We start from the raw sequence: 21,776 nt of genomic DNA, 5'->3' as shown, positions 1-21,776 counted from the left end.
AGGAAGGCGTCCCAAGCGTGCCCCGGACAGGACGGGGGGCCGCCGTCTCCCTGCGGACGGCGGCCCCCCGGGCCTGGATCGCGACGGCTGTCACATGTGGACGACGGGTGCGGCGCCCGCGTCCTGCCGCGGCACCCCGCGCCGGTAGCAGAGGAAGGCGATGACCGTCCCGGCTCCGAAGAGGACCGCCGACCACCAGAAGGCGGTGGTGTAGCTCTCGATCGTGGCCTGCGCCTGCACCAGCTTGCTGGTGGCGTCCCGGCCGGCCAGGTAGTCGGTGGCCGCGCTCGCCGCGAGGGTGTTCAGCAGGGCCGTGCCGATCGAGCCGCCCACCTGCTGCATGGCGTTGACGGTCGCGGAGGCCACGCCCGCGTCCTCGGCCGCGACCCCGCCGGTGGCGAGCTGCATGGCCGTCGGCATGACGAGGCCGAGGCCCACGCCGATCACGATCAGCTGCGGGAGCACCGCGCCGAGGTAGTGCGAGCCGAGGCCGATGCCGGTCAGCCAGGCCATGCCGGCCGTGGCGACCGCGAAGCCCAGCGGGATGACCACCTTGGGGCCGGTCCGCGGCAGCAGGACGGTGGTGCCCACCTGCGCGGTCACCATCAGCGCGCCGACCATCGGCAGGAACGCCACACCGGTCTTCGTGGGGCTGAAGCCGAGGTTGAGCTGGAGGTAGTAGGTCAGGAAGAGGAACACGCCGAACATGCCGCCGGCGGCGATCAGCACCGCGAGGAAGGAGGCCGCGCGGTCGCGGTCGAGCAGGATGCGCAGCGGCAGCAGCGGGTGCGCGGTCCGGGTCTGCCACCAGGCGAAGGCGGCCAGCAGTATCCCGCCCGCGATCAGGAAGCCCCAGGTCAGCGGCGAGCCCCAGTCGTGGGTCTCGGCGTTGGAGAAGCCGTAGACCAGGGAGAACAGACCGGCGGCGACCAGGATGGTGCCCGGGACGTCGAGCTTGGCGTTCGCCGCGTCGCGGTGGTTGCTCAGCAGCAGCCAGCCGCCCGCGAAGGCGACGACCGCGATGGCCACGTTCACGTACAGCGTCCAGCGCCAGTCCAGCGCGTCGGTCAGCACACCGCCGAGCAGCAGACCGAACGCGCCGCCCGCGCCGGCGATCGCGCCGTACACGCTGAACGCGCGCGCCCGCTCCCGGGCGTCGGTGAACGTGGTGTTGAGCAGCGACAGCGCGGCGGGCGCGAGCAGCGCGCCGAAGACGCCCTGGAGGGCGCGGGCCACGACCAGCATGGTGAAGCCGTTCGCGGCGCCGCCGAGCGCGGAGACCGCGGCGAAGCCGACGACGCCGACGAGGAAGGCGGTCTTGCGGCCGAACATGTCGGCGATCCGGCCGCCGAGCAGCAGCAGGGAGGCGAAGGCCAGCGCGTAGGCCGTGACGATCCACTGCCGGTTGCCGTCGGAGAAACCGAGGTCGGTCTGGGCGGACGGCAGGGCGATGTTCACGATCGTGGCGTCGAGCACCACCATCAGCTGGGCTGTCGCGATGACCGCGAGGATCCACCACCGCTTGGGCGAGGCCTCGGCGTGCTCTGGCGCCGCGGCTCCCGCACGGGAGCTCTCGGCCAGGGTCTTCTCGGGCATGCGGAACCACTCCAGGGAAGTCGTTCGGGTACGGAAAGGCAGAGGGGTACGAGAAGGCGAACAGCCCGTAAACGAAACTGTTTCGTACACCTGGAGCGTAATCCACCGCGAGCGAAACGGCAACGTTTCTCTATTGCGGCCCACTTCGCCGTGCGCGGTGTTTCAGTGTGTGGCGCCCTGGATACACCGCGAAGGTTCGGCCCCGACAGTTCGCGAACCCGTGCAACGCCGTCGCAGTGAGGTCGTCACCATGTCCCATGCCCCGTCCCCCGCAGGACCGTCGAACGACACCCGGCCGCTGCCGGCCCCGGCCGGAACGGCGGACACCGCCCCCCGCCCCGGCCGGGGCGGGGCCGCCCTGGTGACGGGCGCCTCCTCGGGCATCGGCGCGGCCGTGGCCCGCCGGCTGGCCGCCGAGGGCGGCTGGCGGCTGGCCCTGAACGGACGCGACGTCACCCGACTGGAGCAGGTGGCCGCACAGGCCGGTGCGGTCGCGCTGCCCGCCGACCTGACCCGGCCCGGCGCCGACCGCCGGCTCGCCGGCCTCGCGCTGGACCACCTCGGACGGCTGGACCTGCTCGTCGCGGGCGCCGGCGTCGGCTGGGCCGGGGACTTCGCCGGCATGCCGGCCGCGCGGATCGACGAGATCGTGGGGGTCGACCTGCTCGCCACCGTGCACCTGGTGCGGACCGTGCTGCCGCACATGGTCGCCGCCGGATCCGGACGCGTCGTGCTCATCGGATCCCTCGCCGGCAGCGTGGGCGTGCGCGGCGAGGCCGTCTACTCCGCGGCGAAGGCCGCGCTGGCCGCCTTCGCCGACAGCCTGCGGTACGAACTGCGCGGCACCGGGGTGGGCGTCAGCCACGTCGTCCCCGGCGTGGTCGCCACCCCCTTCTTCGACCGGCGGGGCACCCCCTACACCCGGGCCTGGCCGAGGCCCGTGTCCGCCGAACGCGTGGCCGACGCGGTCTGCGCCGCCGTCCTGCACGGCCGGGACGAGGTGTACGTCCCCGGGTGGCTCCGGCTGCCCGCCCGGGTGCGCGGCGCCGCGCCCGGACTCTACCGGCGGCTCGCCGCCCGCTTCGGGTGAGCGGCCATGATGGCGCTGACGGTGCTGCTCGCCCTCCTCGCGGCCCTGTCCAACGCGTCCGCGTCGGTCCTCCAGCGCCGGGCCGCCGTGCAGGAGGAGCCGGACCGGGACGGTGGGGCGGGGTCCGCGCTGCGCCGGTTCGCCCATCTGCTGCGCAGACCCTACTGGCTGGCGGGCGCCGGACTGCTGGGGCTGTCTAGCCTGTTGCAGGCCGGGGCACTGGCCGTGGGCAGCCTGTCCCTGGTCCAGCCCCTGCTCACCGCCGAACTGCTGTTCACGCTGGCCGTGGGCAGTGTCGTCTTCCGGCGCCGCCCGGAAGCCCGCACCTGGCTGGCGTTCGTCGCCCTCGCCGGCGGACTGGCCCTGTTCCTCCTGGCGGCGGCGCCGTCCGCCGGCCGGCCCACCGCGCGGCCGGGGGACTGGCTGCTGGGCGGCGGCGGGGCGCTCGGCGTCGTCGTCCTGCTGTTGGTGGTCGCGCGCCCGACCCGGGGCGCGTCGCGGGCCGCGCTGCTCGGCCTCGCCTCCGCCGTGTCCTTCGCCACGACCGCCGCGCTGCTGAAGGAGGCCGTGGGGCGGCTCGGGCAGGGGCCCGCCGAGATGTTCGGACACTGGTCGCTGTACGCCACGGGGGCCGCCGGACTCGTCGCGTTCCTGCTGCTCCAGGGTGCGCTCGGGGCCGGCTCGCTGACGGCCTCCCAGCCCGCCCTCACCCTCGGCGACGCGCTCACCAGCGTCGTGCTCGGCTGGGTGCTGTTCGGCGAGACCATCCACCTGGGCCTCAGCCTGCTGCCGGAGGCGATCGGCGTCGCCCTCATCGGCGCGGGCAGCATCGGCCTGGTCCACTCACCGTCCGTCGGCGGGGAGTGGGACGCCACCGACCCGGAGGAGTCCTCCGGCTCCACCGCCGCGGTCCCGCGCACCCCGAGGAGGTAGGTCACCCATGTCCCTCGTGTCCGGCCGCGCCGTGCGGACGGCCGCCGTGCTGCTGCCCGCCGCGGTCGCCGCGGCCCACATCGGCCCGGCGGCCACCTGGCTGCCGGGCGTACGGCTGCCGCTCTTCCCCGGGCTCGCCGGCACCGGGCCCCGCCGGCACATCGCGCTCACCTTCGACGACGGACCGGACCCGGTCTCGACCCCGCGCTTCCTCGACGCGCTGGACGAGCTCGGGGTGCGGGCCACGTTCTTCGTCCTCGGCGAGCAGGCGGTGCGCCACCCCGCGCTGGTCCGGGAGACGGTACGGCGCGGGCACGAGCTCGGGGTGCACGGCTGGACCCACGACCGGCCCTGGTGGCCGGCGTTCGCCCGCGACGCCGAGGAGGTCGCCCGGACCGTCCGCGCGGTGCACGACCTCACCGGCCACCGCCCGCGGTGGTACCGCCCGCCGTACGGCATCCTCACCACGAGCCGCTGGCTGGCCGCCCGGCGCGCCGGACTGCGGACGGTGCTGTGGTCGGCGTGGGGCAGGGACTGGACCGCCGACGCGACGCCCGCGTCCGTACGGGCCCGGGTCGCCGCGGACCTGCGCGGCGGCGGCACCGTCCTGCTCCACGACTCCGACCGCCACTCGGCCCCCGGCTGCTGGCGCGCGACCCTGACGGCCCTGCCGACGGTGGTCCGGGACTGCCGGGAGGCGGGGCTGGTGGTGGGGCCCCTGCGTGACCATGGGCCGGTTCCGGTTCCGGTTCCGGGCGGGGCGGTGGGGGAGTGACGGGTGGCGCTCGGGCTCGGCTGGTCCGGTGAGCCGAACAGGGGCCGGTGATGCCGGTCGGCGCGGTGCTGTACGCCGACCCGACCCGACCCGCCTTGACCTGCACGTCCCGCCCCGTTCTGGCCACGGCTCCCGGCCCTCCGGCCCTCCGGCCCTCCGGCCCCGGCCGGGTTACCGGTTCGTCGCCAGCTCCGTCACGTGGTCCAGGGCCTCCCCTCGGAACACGGTGCGCCCGCGGGCCACCCGGTCGGCGCGTTCCCGGGTGTGCTCCCCGAGCCGCCCGAGCGCCGCCAGCAGGGCGGGGGCGTCCGGGGCCGGCTTGGACAGGCCCAGCTCGGTCATGCGGCGCACGCCGTCCGTGCCGTGGCCGGGGAGCGGGCGGTGGGCGATCACGGGCAGGCCCGCGGCGAGGGCCTGGACGGCGGTCTGACCGGCGGCGTTGTCCACCAGCGCGTAGCAGGCGGCCAGCAGGCCCGGCATGTCGTCGACCCAGCCCAGGGCCAGCGCCGCCGGCTCCCGGCGGACACGCTCGCGCAGCCGCTCGTTGCGGCCGCACAGCACCACCGGCAGATAGCCGGCCGCCGCCAGCAGCCGGGCGGTGGCGGCCGGGCGGGACGCCGCGCCCCAGGCACCGGCGGACAGCAGCACCGGGGGCCGGCCGGGCGCCCGCCGGGCGAACCGCTCCCGCCAGCGGGCGGCTCCGGGGGCCGGCGCGCGGAAGGCGGGCGCGACCACCGGGCCGGTCGTGACCACCGGCACGGCCAGGGACCGGCGCACCTGTGCCGCCGCCGCGTCCGTGAGGCACAGATAGCGGTCGTTGCCCGGATGCAGCCACTGCCGGTGCACCGCGAAGTCGAGCAGGAACACGGCGCTCGGCACCCGCAGCCCGCCCCGCTCCCGCAGATGCCCGGTCAGCTGCGCGGCCAGGTGGAAGACGGACACCACCACGTCGGCGCCCATCCGGTCCACGAGTTCCGTCAGCCGGTCCCCGGCCAGCCGGGCGAGCGGGACCCCGCTGGGCCGCCGGCCGGGCCCAGCGCGCAGGAACGCGCCGTAGACGCCGCCGTACAGCCAGGGCAGGTGCCGTACCGACGCCTGGTAGCCGCGGCGCAGCCCCGTACCCAGCCCGTACGGCAGCAGCGCCAGTACGTCGGCCACCCGGGCCTCGTGGCCTCGGTCGGCGGCCCGCCGCGCCAGTTCGGCGGCCACGGTGTCGTGACCGGCTCCCATGCTCGCGCTCAGGATCAGCATGCGCAGCCGGCCGCCCGGCGCGTCCTCGGTGGTAGGCACGGAGTCCGATTCTCCGCCGCCGCGACGCGCAAACCGCGCACCCGCCGGCCGTGTCGCCGGCCGGACGGTCACCCGTCCGCAGCAGCGCCCCGGGCCGGTGCCCGCCCTCCGGCTGCGAGTCGCGCGGCGCGTGCCAGGCTGGATGAATCGGCACAGGAGAGCGTGTGGTGGGCGGCGAGCGGCGGGAGGAGCCGTGAGGCGGTTGCGGCGCGGCCTGCACCGCGCGTGGCGGTGGCTGCGGGTCCAGAGCTTGTTCGAGCACGGCCGGGAGCTGGAGCTGATGCACCGGGCCATGGGCTTCGCCACCCTGGCGCTGGTCACGCTGGCCCCGCTGCTGATCGTGGTCGCCGCGGCCGACCCGCTGGTACGCGGCGGCTTCGCCTCCTGGCTCACCGACGGCATGGGCCTGTCCGGGCGGTCCGCCCACGTCATCACCGACGTCATCAGCCCCCCGCGCAAGGTCATCGGCACCACCAGCGTGTGGAGTGGCGTCCTGCTCGCCGTGTTCGGCGTGTCCTTCGGCGGCAGCGTGCAGAACGCCTACGAGCGGATCTGGGGCCTGGCCTCCGGCCCCTGGCACCGGGTGTGGCGGCAGGCGACCTGGCTGGTGGTGCTGACCGGGTACCTCTACCAGGAGGTCGCGACGAAGTCGACGCTGCAGGGGGTGCAGCGGATCGTGTTCTCCGCGCTGAGCGGAGTGCTCTTCTTCTGGTGGGGGCAGCGTTTCCTGCTCGGCGGGCAGGTCCACTGGCGCTCACTGCTGCCCGGCGCGGTGGCCACGGTCATCGGCCTGGCCGGCCTCCGCGCCTTCTCCTACCTCGTCTTCACCCCGCTCATCGTCACCAACGCCCTGAGCTACGGCGCCGTCGGCACCGTGCTCGTCGTCGAGTCCTGGCTCATCGGCGTCGGCTTCGTCATCTACGGCGGCGCCCTGTTCGGCCGCTGGTTCACCGAGCACCACTGGGTGCCGTCCCACCACGAGGACGAGCCGGCCCGGCCGGACGAGCACAGGCGCTAAGCCAGCTGCCGGCGCACCAGCTCGTGCAGTCGGCCGCCGGTGTCCGCGAGGAGTTCGGCCGGGGTGCCCTGCTGGACGACCTTGCCGTCCTCCATCACGATCACCCGGTCGGCGTCCATGACGGTCGACAACCGGTGGGCGATGACGATCCGGGTGGCGTTCAGCTTGCGGGTGCTGTCGATGACGATGCGCTGGGTGTCGTTGTCCAGGGCGCTGGTCGCCTCGTCGAAGAACAGGATGCGCGGGCGCCGGATGAGGGCCTGGGCGATCATCAGGCGCTGCCGCTGGCCACCGGAGATCGCTCCGCCCGCCGCGACGATCGTGTGCAGCCCCATCGGCATCCGCTGGATGTCCTCCGCGAGCCCCGCCAGCTCGGCCGCCGCCATCGCCTCCTCGGGCGTGTACGGCTCGGTGCCGCAGATGACGTCCATGATCGAGCCGGTGAACGGCTGGGCGTGCTGGAGGACGACCCCGCACTGGCGGCGCACCGCGGACTGGTCGAGCGCCGCCAGGTCCTGGCCGTCGTACAGGACGCTGCCGGAGACCGGCCGGTCGAAGCCGATGAGCAGGCGCAGCAGCGTGGACTTGCCGCAGCCGCTCGGGCCGACGACCGCCACGAACTCGCCCGGCCGTACGGCGAAGGACACGTCGTCCAGCACGAGCGGGCCGTCGTCGGCGTACCGGAAGGACAGCCGGCGGGCCTCGACGGCGCCGGACAGCGGGCCGGGGCGGGTGCTCGCCGTGCGCACCTCGGGCGTGGCCTCCAGCACCGGCTTGATCTCCTCGAACAGCGGCAGCGCCGCCACCGCCGACACGAAGGCGCCGGTCAGCTGGGTGACCGAGGTCAGCACCATGGTCACCGAGGTGTTGAAGGCGAGGAAGTCCGCCGCCGACATCGTCCCCCTGGCCGGGCCCGCCAGCAGTATGAACATCAGCAGGGTGCACACCGGCAGGTAGACCGCGCCGAGGACCGTGGTGAGGTTCTTGATCCGGCCGGCCTTCTGCTGGAGCTCCCGGCTGTGCGCGAACTGGCGCGCCCAGGCCGCGTAGGCGTAGTTCTCCGCCGCCGCCACCCGCAGCTTCGGCAGCCCGCGCAGGGTCTGGAACGCCTGGTTGTTCAGCTTGTTCCCGAGCACCACCAGGCGCCGCTGCCAGCGCACCTGCCACAGTCCGAGCCCGCCGAACACCGCCGCGATGACGACGAGCATCCCGATCGCGGCCGTCGCCATCGCCGGGCTGTACCAGAACAGCAGGGCGAGGTTCATCGCGCCGACGGTCACCGACTGGACGACGACCGGGCCGACGCCCGCCAGCAGCCGCCGGATCGTGCTGATGCCCATCGCGGCGCTGGCCAGCTCGCCCGTGGAGCGCTGGGTGAAGAAGCGGGTGGGCAGCCGCAGCAGCCGGTCCCAGACGGCGGGTTGCAGCGCCGCCTCGATCCGGCCCTCCAGGCGCAGGATGGACAGGTTCTCCAGCAGCGTGAACGCCGCCGCGACCACCCCGCTCACCATGACCGCCAGACACACCTGGACGATCAGGTCCTCCTGCGCCCTCGGCACGTACTCGCCGAGCACCTTGCCGGTGGCGATGGGCACCAGCGCGCCGATCGCCACCGTCACCAGCCCCGCGAGGAGCAGGTTCACCAGGTCGGCGCGGGTGCCGCGCAGGCTGAACCGCAGCAGCCCGAGCGGCCCGAGCCGCTTGTCGGGCAGCGGCCGGTAGAACATCACCGCGCGCGGCTCGAACTCCTCCGCGTTCGCCTTCTCGACGGGGGTCTCGCGCCCCGTCCCCGGGTGGACGGCGACATAGCCGCCGCGCCGCCACAGCAGTGCGACCGGCGCCCCGGACAGCGCCCGGTGGCCGACCAGCGGGCCCAGGTTCTCCCGCCACCAGCGCCCGGTCAGCCGGACGGCCCGCGTCCGTACCCGGGAGGCCAGCGCCACCCGCTCCACCGGGTCCAGCCGGTCGCTCTCCGTGCCGCTCTGCACGGGTTCGGCGAGCCGGATGCCGGCCGCCTCGGCGACCAGCTTGCAGGCCGCGTACGTGGCGTCGGCGTCGGCGCCCGTCGTACGGCGCGAGGAGCGCTTGCCGATGGAGGCCAGCAGGGTCCGGTCGGCCTGGACGCGGACCGCCTCACCGGCCTTGATCCCGGCGGCCGTCCGGGTCTCGTGGGTGCGCTCCAGCTGCTCGATCCACCGGTCCAGCGCGGTCAGCAGCCGGTACTGCTGGTCCACCATGCTCTGCCACAGCGCCGGGTCCACCAGCAGATCGGCGGCGGCCTCCGCGCCGTACAGCGAGCCGTACTGCACGCTGCCCGGCGGCACCTGCATCCAGAACACCTCGTCGTCCGCCGGGGCCGTCGCCCGCTCCTCGGCCAGCGGGGCCTGGAACAGCACGGACAGGCCGCGGCCGACACCGAGGGCGAGCGCGTACTCCAGCGGGCTCGACGTCGGCGGCACGTACTGCGGGTTGCCGTACTCGTCGTACGACCAGGTCTGGGTCTGTGCCGGCTGGTACAGCTCGCGCAGGTTGACGCGGTGCACCACGCAGTCCCGGACCGGCCGGGCCACCAGGGTGTGCTGGGGGCCGGCGACCGGGCCGAGCAGCAGCGTGCCCGCCTCCAGCCGGCCGAGGTGGTGCCAGTGGCCCTGCTGGGCGGCGTCCACCGCGTACAGGTCCAGGGCGCCGGCCGCGACCAGCCACAGCACCTGCGGACCCTCCAGGTCCAGGCGGCTCAGACCGGCGCAGTCGAACCGGGTGCCGAGCGAGCCGAGCGCGCCCAGGACGAGGTCCCCTTCGTCTACGGACGTCATCTCACCGCTCCCTGACCAGCGCCGCGTACGCGCCGCCGCGCGCCACCAGCTCCTCGTGCCGCCCGCGCTCCACGACCGTGCCGTGCTGGAGGACGACGATCTCGTCGCTGTCGCGGACCGTGCTCAGCCGGTGCGCGATCACCACGCAGGCACAGCCGCGCCGCCGCAGGTTGTCCATCACGACCAGCTCGGTCTCCGCGTCCAGCGCGCTGGTCACCTCGTCCAGCACCAGGATGCTCGGCCGGCGCACCAGCGCCCGCGCGATCTCCAGGCGCTGGCGCTGCCCGCCGGAGAAGTTGCGGCCGTCCTGCTCGACCCGGCTGTGGATGCCGCCGGGCCGGCGCATCACCACGTCGTACAGCGCCGCGTCCTTCAGCGCCTCCACCACGGCCTCGTCCGGGATCGACGGGTCCCACAGGGCCACGTTGTCGCGGACCGTGCCCTCGAAGAGGAAGACGTCCTGGTCGACGAAGGAGACGGAGGCGGCGAGCGCACCGCGTGGGATGTCCTCCAGCCGGCGGCCGTCGATGCGGATCACCCCGTCCCACGGCGTGTACAGCCCCGAGATCAGCCGGGAGACCGTGGACTTGCCGCTGCCCGAGCCGCCCACCAGCGCCACCTGCTGCCCGGGGCCGACGGTCAGGTCGAAGCCGGTCAGCAGCGGCTTGTCCAGCGGGCTGTAGCCGAAGGTGATGTTCTCCAGCTCGACGTGCCCGTGCAGCCGCCGGGTCGAGTCGCCCCCGCCGGGGCGGGCGTAGAGCGGGTCGGCCTGGAAGTTCTCCACGTCCTTCAGCCGGGCCACGTCGGCGGCGAAGTCCTGGATGCGGCCCGCCACGCCGTTGAGCCGGGTCAGCGGCGCGGTGAAGCGGGTGACCAGCGCCTGGAAGGCGACCAGCAGACCGACCGAGATGTGCCCCTCCACCGCGCGCATCCCGCCGATCCACAGGATGAGCGCGCTGTTGAAGGTGGCGAGCGTCGGCGCGACCACGCCGAGCCACGCGCTCGGCACGCCGAGCCGCTGCTGCTCCTCCAGCGTGCTGGCGTGCTGCCCGGCCCACTTGCGGAAGTAGCCGTCCTCGCCGCCGGTCGCCTTCAGCGTCTCGATCAGCTGGAGGCCGGTGTACGACGTGTTGGTGAGCCGTGCGGTGTCGGCCCGCAGCTTCGCCGTGCGTGTCGCGCGCAGCCGTACGACGAACCGCATGGCCACCACGTTCAGCAGGGCCACGGCGATGCCGACGAACGTCAGCTGCGGGTCGTAGGTGTAGAGCAGGACCGCGTACAGGACGACCACGATCGCGTCGACGCCGGCCGCCGCGAGGTCGCGGGCCAGGGTCTCGGCGACCTGGTCGTTGGACTGGAGGCGCTGCACCAGGTCGGCGGGGGAGCGCTGGGCGAAGAACGTCACCGGCAGCCGCAGCAGATGGCGCAGGAAGCGGGCGCTGGAGAGGGTGGAGGAGATGATCCGGCCGTGCAGCAGGTTGGCCTGCTGGAGCCAGGTCAGCACCAGCGTGAGCAGCACGCAGGCGGCCATCGCGGCGAACAGCACGCCCAGCAGCGAGGTCTGCCCGCCGATGAGGAACATGTCGATGTAGGTGCGGCTGAGCGCGGGTACGGCCGCGCCGACCGCCACCAGCAGCAGGCTGGCCAGGACGGCGGCGGGCAGCGTGCCCGCGGTGCCGCGCAGCCGGGCCGGCATCGCGCCGAGCACACCGGGCTTGCGCCCGCCCTTGGTGAAGCCCTCGCCGGGCTCCAGCACCAGCACCACACCGGTGAAGCTGCCGTCGAACTCCTCCATGGGCACGAAACGGCGGCCCTTGGCGGGGTCGTTGACGTACACCCCGCGCCGGCCGAAGCGGCGGCCCATGCCGTCGAAGACGACGTAGTGGTTGAACTCCCAGAAGAGGATGGCCGGGGACCGCACCTCGGCGAGGGCGGCCAGGTCCATCTGCATGCCCTTGGCCGTCAGGCCGTAACCGCGGGCCGCCTTCAGCAGGTTGGAGGCGCGGGAGCCGTCGCGGGAGACACCGCAGGCGATGCGCAGTTCCTCCAGCGGGACGTGCCGGCCGTAGTGGCCGAGGACCATGGCGAGCGAGGCGGCGCCGCACTCGACGGCCTCCATCTGGAGCACGGTGGGCGTACGGACCGTGCCGGTACGGGACTTGGGGACCGGCCGCTTCGCGGGGGCGGCGCGTCTGCGACCGCGGGTTTCCTGGGCGGTGGTCACGGGAGCAGCCAATCGACGGGATGCTGGTCGGCGAGCCGGACGGAGCCGGTGGCGAGCGTCATGGAGTCGAGCCGGAACGGCGGTCCGTCCGAGGTGGACCAGCGGTAGCCGCTCCTGGTCGACGAGGACGTGGCGAGTTCCACCAGGACGGCCACCGGGCGGCCCTTGCGGGTGAACTGCTCGCCGAGCTGGCTGTCGCCGAGGAACGCGGCGACGGACTGGGCGGACTGCGCGGTGCGGTCCACCGACTTCACCTCGCCGCGCAGCACGCCGTACCGCTGCGCCGGTACGGAGGACACGGTCAGGTCGACCGAGGCGTGCGCCGGGATGGCGGCGGCGTTCTCGGCCGGCACGTACACGGTCGCGTACAGCGGGTCGGAGGCGTGGGCGACCTTCTCGACCGCGGCGACGTCGGTGCCGGTCTGGATGATCTGGCCGATGGTGGCGGCGAGCGTGGTGACGCGTCCGGCGGCGACCGTCCGGACCACGGTCTCGCCCTTGCCGTCACGGACCTTCAGGACGGGGGCGTTCGCGGGCAGCCGCTCGCCCTGCCGGGCCAGGACGGCCGTCACCTGTCCGGCCACCGGGCTCTGGAGCAGATAACTGCCCTGCCCGTGGGTGAGGATGGCGGGCGCGCTCACGGTGGAGGCGACCGAGCCGGTCACCGCCCAGACGGAGGCGGCGGCCATGACGACAACGGTGACGCCGAGCGCGAGCCAGCCCTGCGGGCGTGCGAGGCGCACCGGGAGGTCCAGCTCCTCCGTTGACTGGAGCTTGGCGAGGGCCTGTTGGCGGAACTGCACGGGGACTTCCCTCACCTGTGGGAGAGACGCGGGTGTTTCAGGGCACCGATGAGTCCCGGAGCCGTGGGACGGCTCCGGGACGTCGGTCACACCGAGGTGCGATCAGAGACCGGCGACCAGGCCGTTGACCGGGGCGACGTTCAGGCCGGAGACGCCCTCGACGGTGCCGACGACCGTGTTGACCAGGCCGGTCACGCCCGGGGCCACCGCGTTGACGGTGCCCAGGGTGCTGTTGAGGGTGTTCACGGACAGACCGCCGGAGACGTTGTCCAGCTCGGCGTCCGAGATCTCGACGGTCTCAACCTGGGGGGTGGAGTTCATGGTGGAACTTCCCTTCATATGGATATCTCACAAGGGGGGAGCGGCCCCCTCTGGGGACAGACGGACGGCCGCGACCACGGGCGCCGGGCCCCCGTTCCCGGAGGCCCGCCGGACCCCCGCGGTGCGATGGATCAAAGCACGCACGCGGGTCGCGCTTCCAATCAACCAGGGCTCTCACCTGGGAACTTGGCGCGTGAGAGGGGTCCAACCGTGCAGGTCCGCGCACGGCATGTCGGCGACTCCTTCACATGGCGCACGGCATCGCCGCACCGGGTGTCTTGCCCTGCGGATCGCGAATCCGGCACTCCTCGCCAAAGACATGCCAGGGGGCGCGCGGATGTGCAGATCCCTGGGCGGCCGTGACCCGCCTGGGCATTCGATGTGCAGATTCCCTGAAGGGTGGATTCCGCTTCGTGTTCTCAGCTGACCGTTACCGGCCGGTTGCTGAGCGTGTCAGTGCGGAGTCGCGTCGGCCGGTGTGGCGTCAGCCCACATCGCGTCAGTCGAGTCCACGTCAGCCGACTTCCTGTCAGCCGGCATCGCGTCAGCCGAGAAGCGCGTAGACCGTGCTCGCCCGGGCCGCGAGCGCACCCGAGGCGGCGTCGCTCAACGTGACGTCCGCGAACGCCATCCGGCGGCCCAGCTTGGTGAGCACCGCGTCGATCAGGACATCCGCGCCGGTCACCGCCCGCTGGAACGAGGTCGACTGCTGCACCGTCGTCATCGGCACGAACCCGCCCCGGGCGGCCGAGACGGCGATCACCGTCGCCGTGTCGGCCGCTGCCATCAGCGCCTGGCCCGACAGCCCGCCGCCCTCCCGGGCCAGCCGGCCGGACCAGGGCAGACGCAGCACGGCCCGGTCCTCGCCCACCGCTTCGACGGTCAAGCCCAGATCGAGCACCCAGGGGGCGAAGTTGGCGGAGAGGATCTTGTCGGCTTCGGCGGTGGTCATCGTCATATGGGGGATTGTTCCCGGACGCCCACCGCGACACGCGGAGCATGGCCGATTCCCCGCGCCGGTACGGCAGTACGGAAGCGGAATTGAACACACCACGCGGCCGGCGCGTACGTACGGCCATCCAGGCGCCCCGGTACGAACCCGATACGCACTGCCCGTGAGCGGCAGACCCCGTGGAGGTCGAGAAGTTTGAGTCACAAGCGAATGCCCAAGCGCAAGGCCGCGATAGCGGTGGGCGGTGTCGCGGCGCTCGGGGCGGCGGCCCTCCTGCTGCCCAACGCCAACGCCTCCCAGGACCCGGACCAGGCGACCGCGGGCGGCACGGCGGGCGCGCGGACCCTGAAGGCCACGGACGCCTCCGGCCTCGCCGGCCGGCTCCGGAAGATCCTCGGCGACGCCTTCGCCGGGTCCTACTACGACAGCGGCAAGCAGCAGCTCGTCGTCAACGTGGTCAGCGGCGACAGCAACGTCGTCGTGCAGGCGAAGAAGGCCGGCGCGGTGGTCCGCCAGGTCGATAACAGCATGGCTGAACTCAAGGCCGCGGCACGGACGTTGAAGACCAGGGCGACCATCCCCGGCACCTCCTGGGCCGTCGACCCGCGCACCGACAAGGTCCTGGTCACCGCCGACTCCACCGTGACCGGCGCCAACTGGAACAGACTGCGGTCGACCGTGCGCGGCCTCGGGTCCGGCATGGCGACCCTGAAGAAGTCCTCCGGCACCTTCAAGACCTTCGTCTCCGGCGGCGACGCCATCTTCTCCCAGGTGCAGGGCGGCAGCGTCCGCTGTTCCCTCGGTTTCAACGTCACCGCCTCCGACGGCAGCCCCGCCTTCCTGACGGCCGGTCACTGCGGGGTCGCCGCCAAGAAGTGGTCCGACTCCGAGACCGGGCAGCCCATCGCCACCGTCGACCAGGCCACCTTCCCCGGCGCGGGCGACTTCTCCCTCGTCAAGTACGACGACCCGAACACCCAGGCGCCCAGCGAGGTCAACGCCGGCAACGGCCAGAGTGTCCAGATCAACCAGGCCGCCGACGCCACCGTCGGCGAGACCGTGTTCCGGATGGGCTCCACCACCGGGCTGCACGACGGCCAGGTCACCGGCCTCGACGCCACCGTCAACTTCCAGAGCGAGACCGACCCGAACGGCGTCGACACCGTCACCGGCCTCATCCAGACCGACGTCTGCGCCGAGCCCGGCGACAGCGGTGGCTCGCTGTTCACCCAGGACGGCAGCGCCCTCGGCCTCACCTCCGGCGGCAGCGGCGACTGCACCAGCGGCGGCGAGACCTTCTTCCAGCCGGTCACCACCGCCCTCCAGGCCACCGGCGCGACGCTCGGCGGCGGTGGTGGCGGTGACAACGGAGCGGGCGACCAGGCGGGTGCCGGTGATCAGGCGGGTGCCGGCGACGAAGCCGGGGCCGGCGCCGGTGACCAGGCGGGCGCGGGCGATCAGTCCGGCGCCGGTGACCAGGCGGGTGCGGGCGACCAGGCCGGCGCCGGTCACCAGGCCGGGGCCGGCGGTGACCGGATCGGGGGCGGCGCCGATCCGTCCGGCACCGGCGCGGCGGACGACGGGTCGTCGTCCCTCACGGATTCCCGCTGACCGGTCCCCCCACCGACCGGGCCCGGCCCTCCGGCGGGAGGGCCGGGCCCGGCCGCGCGCGTCATCCGTCGCCGCGTGCCCGCAGCAGCAGCACCGCCACGTCGTCCACCCGCCCCCGGGCCCCCGCACTGTGCCGGACCACCTCGTCCGCCAGGCTCTCCAGCGGCTGGTCGCCGATCTCCGCGAGCAGTCCGCCGAGGTCGACCAGCGCGTCCTCGATGTCGATGCCCGGGGACTCCACCAGGCCGTCGGTGTACAGGACGAGCACCGAGCCGGGGAGCAGGGAGACCTCGGTCGTCGGATACCGGGCCGAGGCGTCGATCCCGAGGAGCGGGCCCCCGGCCAGGTCCAGCACCCGCACCCGCCCGTCCGGCCGGCGCAGCAGCGGCGGGGGATGACCCGCCCGCGCCATGACGGCCCGCCCGCGCGCCGGATCCAGCCGCAGGTAGAGACAGCTGGCGAACAGCTCGGTACCGAGATCGATCAGCAGCCTGTTGGTGCTGCTCATCACCTCGTGCGGTGCCTGCCCCACCGCGGTGTACGCGCGGACCCCGGTGCGGATCTGGCCCATCAGGCCGGCCGCGGTCACGTTGTGCCCCTGGACGTCCCCGATCACCGCCGCCGCCAGCGGCCGGCTCGGCACCAGGTCGTAGAAGTCGCCGCCGATCTCCATGCCGTGGGTGGCGGGCAGATATCGGGCCGCCGCCTCGATGCCGGGCGGGGGCGTCAGCGAGTGCGGCAGCAGCGCCTGTTGCAGGCCGTGCGCGAGGCGGTGCTTGGCGTCGTAGAGCAGGGCCCGCTCCAGGGCCTGCGCGATCAGCCCGCCGAGCGAGGTCAGCACCGCCCGCTCGTCGGCGGGGAAGACGTGCGGCTCCGTGTAGGCCAGCACACAGGTGCCGACCGGCCGCCCGGACGCGATCAGCGGCAGGTACGCCCAGGCCGCGAAGCCGTCCGGGCTGTCGTGCCGGGTCGGATACAGCCGTTCGAGCTGCTCCTGGGAGTCGAAGAACGCGGGCACCCCGCTGCTCAGGACATGCGTGCCCGGCGTGCGCTCGGACAGCGGCAGCCCGTTGAACCGCTCCACGATGTGCGGCTCGCGGTAGCCCCGGTGCCCCAGCACGTGCATCCGCCCGCCCTGTGCCCGCAGCAGCGCCAGCGCCTGGCTGCCGACGGCCGGGGCCACCTCGTCCCACACCAGCTGCACCACGTCCCGCACCCCGACCGCCTCGGTCAGCGCGCCCGCCAGGCTCAGCAGCTGGGAGATGGTCACGAGCCGGGACGGAGCCGGGCCCGCCCGCGGGGTCCCGCCGGCCATCTCCGCCACCGCGCGGGCCCGGGTGACGCGCACGCTCAGTCCGGTCGTGCTCGGATACATCCGGAACGACAGCCACTCGCCCGGCGGACGCAGCGCCACGAACGACGTCACCTGCTGGCTCATCAGCGCCGCCCGGTAACGGTCCTCGTACATCGGGTCGTTCAGCCAGGGCACCGACACCCAGGGCACCGTGCCCATCAGCTCCCCGGCGGGCCGGCCGAGCAGTTCGGCGGCGGAGGCGTTCACGAAGCCGATACGGCCGTGCAGATCCAGGGACATCAGTCCGTACGGCAGCCGGGACACCATCCGCACCGCCTCGGCCGAGCCCAGCGTTTCCGCCACGAACGACACCGGCGCCGCGAGCACGTCCGGCTCGTGCCCGAGCGGGCGGTCCTCCCGCGCGGCCCGCTCCAGCCGCCGCGCCAGCCGCGCGCAGGCCGCCGTCAGATGCTCCCGCTCCCGGTCCGCCAGCTCCCGCGGGTGCGTGCCCGGCCAGGTCACGAACACCGCGCCGTACACCGCGCGCTCCGTCGCCACGGGCGCGGCGGCCAGCGCGAACGGGTACGGCAGCACCACCGAGATCCTGGGATAGCGGCGGGCCATCTCCGCCTCGCCGCCCACCCACACGAGCCGCCTCTCGCGCGCCGCGTCCGCGACCGGGATCGGCGCGCTCAGCCCGATCCGCTCCCACGGTGCCGCGAAGGCGCGGGGCATGCCCGCCATGACCGCCATCTCCAGGACCGTCTCGTCGGGTCTGAGCAGATAGACCGCGCCGGCGTGCGCCTGCACCTCCTCCATCAGGGTGGCCAGCGCCAGCGACAGCACCGGCTGTCCGGCCGGCGCCGTGCCGGCCGCCGGTGCCCGTCCAGGCTCCGGCCCCTCGGACACGCCGACCACCTCCTCGTACGGCCGCGCGTCGCATCCCGGCCACAAGACTCCCTCGCGGCGGCGCCCCGCGCACGGCGAACGCTCAGGGGGCTCCCTTCGCGCCCGCGCGTGCCGGATGGCTCCGCATACCCCGCACGGCCGTCTCCATGCGCCGGCGCGGAAGGGGAGGGCGGGCCGCGGACGAGGACGCCGTCCCCCGAGGGGCCGGCCGCCGTCCCGGGCGGCGCCCGGCGGTGGGCGGGAAGCACGGGTGGTGTACGGGCTTCTCGTGTGCGCCCCCGCCGCGCCCGGATGGCCGAAACCATGCGCATCGGCCGACATTCTCGGCCCCGCGCGGAGCCGAAGCCGGCGAGTGCGGGCCGGGGTACGCGTGACCGCCGGGCGTGTCGGCGGTGGGCCGGTGCGGCGCGCCGCGCGTGTCGCGACCGGCCCCGGCCGCGGGTCAGGGCTGTCCGCTGGCCGAATCATCACCCCTGATCAGGGGCAGTCCGGCCAGCGGGCCGCACCGCGGCGCGGCGCACCGGCCCGCGTGCGGCCGCGGAGCGGACGACTGCCGTCCGGGAATCGGCGACAGGCATTCCCCGCGCGCTCGGTTTGCGGCTGGGATGCCGGGGCACACGCGGGGGCGACGATCCGGCCGGGGGTCTCGTGCGCGCGCAGGCCCGGAGATTGGCCGGACAGTGACGCAAAAGCACCGGCAGAGTACTCTCCGTTCAACTTCAGGGGGTTGCTTGTGTGTGACTCGCCGTGAAGACTGTGGCCGAGTTCCATCGAAACAAAGGTGTCTCGGGGTACGCATCATGCCAATCGTGGGGCGGCACGCGCTGCGACTGCGTATTCTCACACCTCACGAGCCGGGAGGGTCCTGCGTGAGCCGTGCGCGGGAGCTATCGCCGAGGGGGATGGGTTATGTCGGATCGGCGCGCCGCACGACAGGGGTCGCCACGGGTGCCGTGGCCGGCCGCGCGGCGGCCACGGCCTTCATCGCATGGGCTGAGTCCCGCCACGTGCATCGCAGGGGCTGATTCCCCCCACATGCATCGCATGGGCTGAGTCCCGCTCACGGGCTGAGACCGCATCGCCTGTGCGGAGGGTCTCCGGCCCGTCCGGACACCAGTCCGACGGCGGCCGACGTCGCCGCGCCGGAGGAGGACACGGGGGTCACGTTCTTCCCGTCCGGATGTCCCGGCAGCGGGGGCGCAGCCGTGCCCGGAACCCGCCCGGCCTCCTGGCCGGCGCCGGTCCACGGCCTTCCCCCGCGCGCATGACTCCTCCATGCCCGCACGCGCCAGCAAGGAGACAAGGTGATCAGCAAGCAACCGACGGGCGAACGGCTCCTCCTGGAGGAGTTACCCGACCGCTGGCGTGGCTTACGCGAGGCCGGGCCCGTGCGGTACGACGAGACGCAGGGCGTCTGGCAGGTGCTGGACCACGAGACCGTCGCCGCCGTGCTCGCCGACCCGGCGACGTACTCCTCCGACATGTCCGCCCTCGCGCCCACCCAGTCCGACTTCGAGACCTTCCGGCAGGGCAACTTCGTCGGCATGGACCCGCCGGAGCACCGCAAGCTCCGCACCCTGGTCAGCCAGGCGTTCACCCCCCGGGTGGTCCAGGGGCTCGGCCCCCGCATCGAGGCCGTCTGCGCCCGGTTGCTGGACGCCGTCGCCGACCGCGACCGGTTCGACCTGGTCGACGCGCTGGCCTATCCGCTGCCGATCATCGTCATCGCCGAGCTGCTCGGCATCCCGGCGGAGGAACACCGCCTCTTCCAGGAGTGGGCGAGCGTCCTGTTCGGCGGCGACCAGCTCGGCGAGGCGCCCGACATGGCCGATCTGGAACGCGCCCTGGAGGCCATCGCGCCCACGGTGCGCGAGATGAACGGCTACATGCTCGACCACATCCGCGCCCGCCGCGCCGACCCCGGTGACGACCTCACCAGCAGACTCATCGCCGCCGAGGTGGACGGCGTCCGCCTCGCGGACCAGGAGATGGTCGGATTCGTGGCCCTGCTGCTGGTCGCCGGGCACATCACCACCACCGCGCTGCTGGGCAACGCCGTCGTCACCTTCGACCGGCACCCCGGCACGAACGCCGCGCTGCGCGCCGAGCCCGCGCGCATACCGGCCGCCGTCGAGGAGGTGCTGCGCTGGCTGCCCCCGTTCCCGGAACTGGGCCGCCGCGTCACCCGGCCCGTGGTCCTCGGCGGCCACGAGATCGCGCCCGACAGCCTGCTCATGGCACATCTGGGCGTCGCCAACCGGGACCCCGCCCGCTTCGCGGCGCCCGACGTGTTCGACGTGACCCGGCACCCCAACCCGCACCTGACCTTCGGGCACGGCATCCACTTCTGTTTCGGCGCGCCCCTGGCCCGGCTGGAGGCACGGATCGCCCTGCGGATGTTGCATGAACGATTCCGCATGCTGGCGATCCCCTCCTACGAGGACATCGCCTACCAGAATCCGGCCGTGATCATCGGCGTACGGCACCTGCCCGTCGAGGTCCGCAGACCGTAGCCCGAGCGCGCCCAGCGCACCGGCCGGCCCCGACACCGCTCGCACCCGGGCCGGACCGGAACACCCGCACATGAGACCCACCCAACGGGAGTCCCCTTCTCATGCCGTACACCATCCCCACCGCTCCGGCCGCCTCCCGGACGCCGTCCCTGTTACGCCGGGAGATACAGGACCGCCTCGACGCCCTCGCCCGGACCCACCGGGTGCCCGGCGCCCAACTGGTGCTGGACACCGGCACGGACCTCATCGCCGTGCACACCGGTACGGCCGACGTCACGACCGGCAGCCCGTTCACCGAGGACACGGCGGTCCCGCTGGGCTCGCTCACCAAGCCCTGCACCGCCGCGCTCGTCATGCTCCTGGCCGACGACGGCGACCTGGACCTGGACGAACCCGCCGCCGCACACCTCCCCGAACTCGGCGAAGTCCCCGACGTGACGATCCGTCACCTGCTCAGCCACACCGGGGGGTTGCCGACCGGACCGGACTCGGACACCGCCGCCACGACCACCGCCCCCCGCTACCTCGCCGCCGTGTGCACCGCCCGCGACGCGCTGTTCCCGCCCGGCACCGACTTCTCCTACTCCAACGCCGGCTACGTCGCCGCCGGACGGCTGGTGGAGACCGTCACCGGCATGTCGTGGCACGAGGCGGTGCGGGCGCTGCTCCTCGAACCCCTCGGTGTCACAGCCGCGTTCACCGGTGACCTGGCGCCCGCTCGTCCCACGGCCACCGGACACGCCGTCAACTCCGCGACCGGACTGACCCGTCCGGCCCGGCAGAACCTGGCGCCGCTGGAGGCGCCGGCCGGAGCGCTGCTCGCGAGCGCCCGGGACCTCGCCGCGTTCGGCAACGCGCTGATCGGCCGCGCGGACCTGCTGCCGCCCGCCGTAGCCAAGGAGATGCGCCGCCCCGAGACCGCCGCCCGGCCGGGCACCCTGGCCGACGGCTGGGGCCCCGGGCTCGCCCTCTACGAGCGGGACGAACGCGTGTGGTGCGGGCACGACGGCAACGCCCAGGGCACGTCCTGCCATCTGCGGGCCGACGCGGAGAGCGGAGTGGTGGTCGCCTTCACGGGCAACGCCGGGGGCGCCACCGCGCTGTGGCGCGACCTCGCGGAGGAACTGGACCGGCTGACCGGCGTACGGGTGCCCGCCGGCGTGCCGGCCGTGGACCGGGGACGTCCCGTCGCCCTGCCCGAGTGCGCGGGCACCTACCGCAACGGCACCACGGCCTACCGCATCGCGCCCGGACCGGACGGCTCGCCGGCCCTGTCGGTGGACGGCGACCTGCCCCTGCCGCTGGTCTGCTACGCCGACCTCTCCTGCGACCTGGTCGATCCGGGCACCGGGCGCCTCGAACCGGGGGGCCGCTTCCACCGCGATCCGGCCACCGGGCGGCTCGACCGGGTGCAGATCTCCGGCCGCACGGCCCGCCGCACCGACCCTGACTGAACACGGCTGCCCGCTGGTCCGGGGCCGTGGTGCCGGCGCCGGTGCATCGCGCCGGTGTCCCGGCCGACTCACGCCTCGCTCCGTGACGCGACGGTGCCGGTCCAGCCGCTGATCCGGTGGCCGGCTCGGGCCTGGTTCCGTCCCGTTCGGGTTGCCCCGCGTGGCGTCGGCGCCGGTCGC

At 73.9% G+C, this 21,776-nt stretch carries 15 protein-coding genes; 7 read left to right on the top strand and 8 right to left on the bottom strand.

The genetic code is table 11. From position 1 onward, the window contains the following. Positions 1-90: 90 nt before the first annotated feature. A complete protein-coding gene (locus AQJ11_RS09255; protein ID WP_059262536.1) occupies positions 91-1,596 on the bottom strand; it encodes an MFS transporter in 1,506 nt (501 codons plus the stop codon). A 250-nt stretch (positions 1,597-1,846) separates the two neighbouring features. On the opposite strand from AQJ11_RS09255, the gene AQJ11_RS09250 reads away from it, so the two are divergent. From AQJ11_RS09250 to AQJ11_RS09240, 3 genes are read left to right on the top strand one after another with little or no spacing between them, the layout of a single operon-like run. Beyond that, positions 1,847-2,686 carry an SDR family NAD(P)-dependent oxidoreductase gene (locus AQJ11_RS09250; protein ID WP_014676659.1) on the top strand — a complete coding sequence of 280 codons (840 nt, stop codon included), beginning with the start codon at positions 1,847-1,849 and terminating at the stop codon, positions 2,684-2,686. Between the two features lie 6 nt (positions 2,687-2,692). Then, the gene (locus AQJ11_RS09245) at positions 2,693-3,619 is read left to right on the top strand and encodes a DMT family transporter (RefSeq protein ID WP_059262535.1); all 927 of its coding nucleotides are present in this window, start codon (positions 2,693-2,695) and stop codon (positions 3,617-3,619) included. 7 nt (positions 3,620-3,626) lie between these two features. Continuing rightward, entirely contained in the window at positions 3,627-4,394 is a 768-nt protein-coding gene (locus AQJ11_RS09240) for a polysaccharide deacetylase family protein (protein ID WP_059262534.1), read from the top strand. Between the two features lie 171 nt (positions 4,395-4,565). On the opposite strand, the gene AQJ11_RS09235 is transcribed toward AQJ11_RS09240, so the two are convergent. Further along, positions 4,566-5,684, bottom strand: a complete 1,119-nt coding sequence (locus AQJ11_RS09235; RefSeq protein WP_059262533.1) for an MGDG synthase family glycosyltransferase — start codon at positions 5,682-5,684, stop codon at positions 4,566-4,568. Between the two features lie 193 nt (positions 5,685-5,877). Here AQJ11_RS09235 and AQJ11_RS09230 point away from each other — a divergent pair, with 193 nt between their 5' ends. After that, complete coding sequence (locus AQJ11_RS09230) at positions 5,878-6,702, top strand: ribonuclease BN (RefSeq protein WP_175252336.1); 825 nt, start codon at positions 5,878-5,880, stop codon at positions 6,700-6,702. Here the strand turns inward: AQJ11_RS09230 and AQJ11_RS09225 are convergent. From AQJ11_RS09225 to AQJ11_RS09205, 5 genes are all read right to left on the bottom strand, one after another. Further along, positions 6,699-9,515, bottom strand: coding sequence for an NHLP bacteriocin export ABC transporter permease/ATPase subunit (locus tag AQJ11_RS09225; RefSeq protein WP_059262532.1), 2,817 nt, complete (start codon positions 9,513-9,515; stop codon positions 6,699-6,701). The two genes, AQJ11_RS09230 and AQJ11_RS09225, sit on opposite strands and share 4 nt — an antisense overlap. 1 nt (position 9,516) lies before the next feature. Continuing rightward, a complete protein-coding gene (locus AQJ11_RS09220) occupies positions 9,517-11,739 on the bottom strand; it encodes an NHLP family bacteriocin export ABC transporter peptidase/permease/ATPase subunit (protein ID WP_041665607.1) in 2,223 nt (740 codons plus the stop codon). After that, the gene (locus AQJ11_RS09215; RefSeq protein ID WP_014676667.1) at positions 11,736-12,542 is read right to left on the bottom strand and encodes an HlyD family efflux transporter periplasmic adaptor subunit; all 807 of its coding nucleotides are present in this window, start codon (positions 12,540-12,542) and stop codon (positions 11,736-11,738) included. Before AQJ11_RS09215 ends, AQJ11_RS09220 begins: the two co-directional genes overlap by 4 nt. A gap of 102 nt (positions 12,543-12,644) precedes the next feature. Further along, positions 12,645-12,863, bottom strand: a complete 219-nt coding sequence (locus tag AQJ11_RS09210; protein WP_014676668.1) for a hypothetical protein — start codon at positions 12,861-12,863, stop codon at positions 12,645-12,647. A gap of 544 nt (positions 12,864-13,407) precedes the next feature. Continuing rightward, complete coding sequence (locus AQJ11_RS09205; protein WP_014676669.1) at positions 13,408-13,821, bottom strand: PaaI family thioesterase; 414 nt, start codon at positions 13,819-13,821, stop codon at positions 13,408-13,410. 204 nt (positions 13,822-14,025) lie between these two features. On the opposite strand from AQJ11_RS09205, the gene AQJ11_RS09200 reads away from it, so the two are divergent. Next, the gene (locus AQJ11_RS09200; protein ID WP_059262531.1) at positions 14,026-15,426 is read left to right on the top strand and encodes a S1 family peptidase; all 1,401 of its coding nucleotides are present in this window, start codon (positions 14,026-14,028) and stop codon (positions 15,424-15,426) included. 61 nt (positions 15,427-15,487) lie between these two features. On the opposite strand, the gene AQJ11_RS09195 is transcribed toward AQJ11_RS09200, so the two are convergent. Continuing rightward, positions 15,488-17,629 carry a SpoIIE family protein phosphatase gene (locus tag AQJ11_RS09195; RefSeq protein WP_059262748.1) on the bottom strand — a complete coding sequence of 714 codons (2,142 nt, stop codon included), beginning with the start codon at positions 17,627-17,629 and terminating at the stop codon, positions 15,488-15,490. A gap of 1,304 nt (positions 17,630-18,933) precedes the next feature. On the opposite strand from AQJ11_RS09195, the gene AQJ11_RS09190 reads away from it, so the two are divergent. After that, positions 18,934-20,142, top strand: coding sequence for a cytochrome P450 (locus tag AQJ11_RS09190; protein WP_059262530.1), 1,209 nt, complete (start codon positions 18,934-18,936; stop codon positions 20,140-20,142). A 101-nt stretch (positions 20,143-20,243) separates the two neighbouring features. Further along, positions 20,244-21,596 carry a serine hydrolase domain-containing protein gene (locus AQJ11_RS09185; protein ID WP_059262529.1) on the top strand — a complete coding sequence of 451 codons (1,353 nt, stop codon included), beginning with the start codon at positions 20,244-20,246 and terminating at the stop codon, positions 21,594-21,596. Positions 21,597-21,776 lie beyond the last annotated feature (180 nt).

Source organism: Streptomyces corchorusii (genome assembly GCF_001514055.1).
GTDB classification, from domain to species: Bacteria; Actinomycetota; Actinomycetes; order Streptomycetales; family Streptomycetaceae; genus Streptomyces; species Streptomyces olivaceoviridis.
The sequence above is the reverse complement of the archived record's forward strand: the minus strand, read 5'-3'. Positions and strand labels throughout refer to the sequence as shown.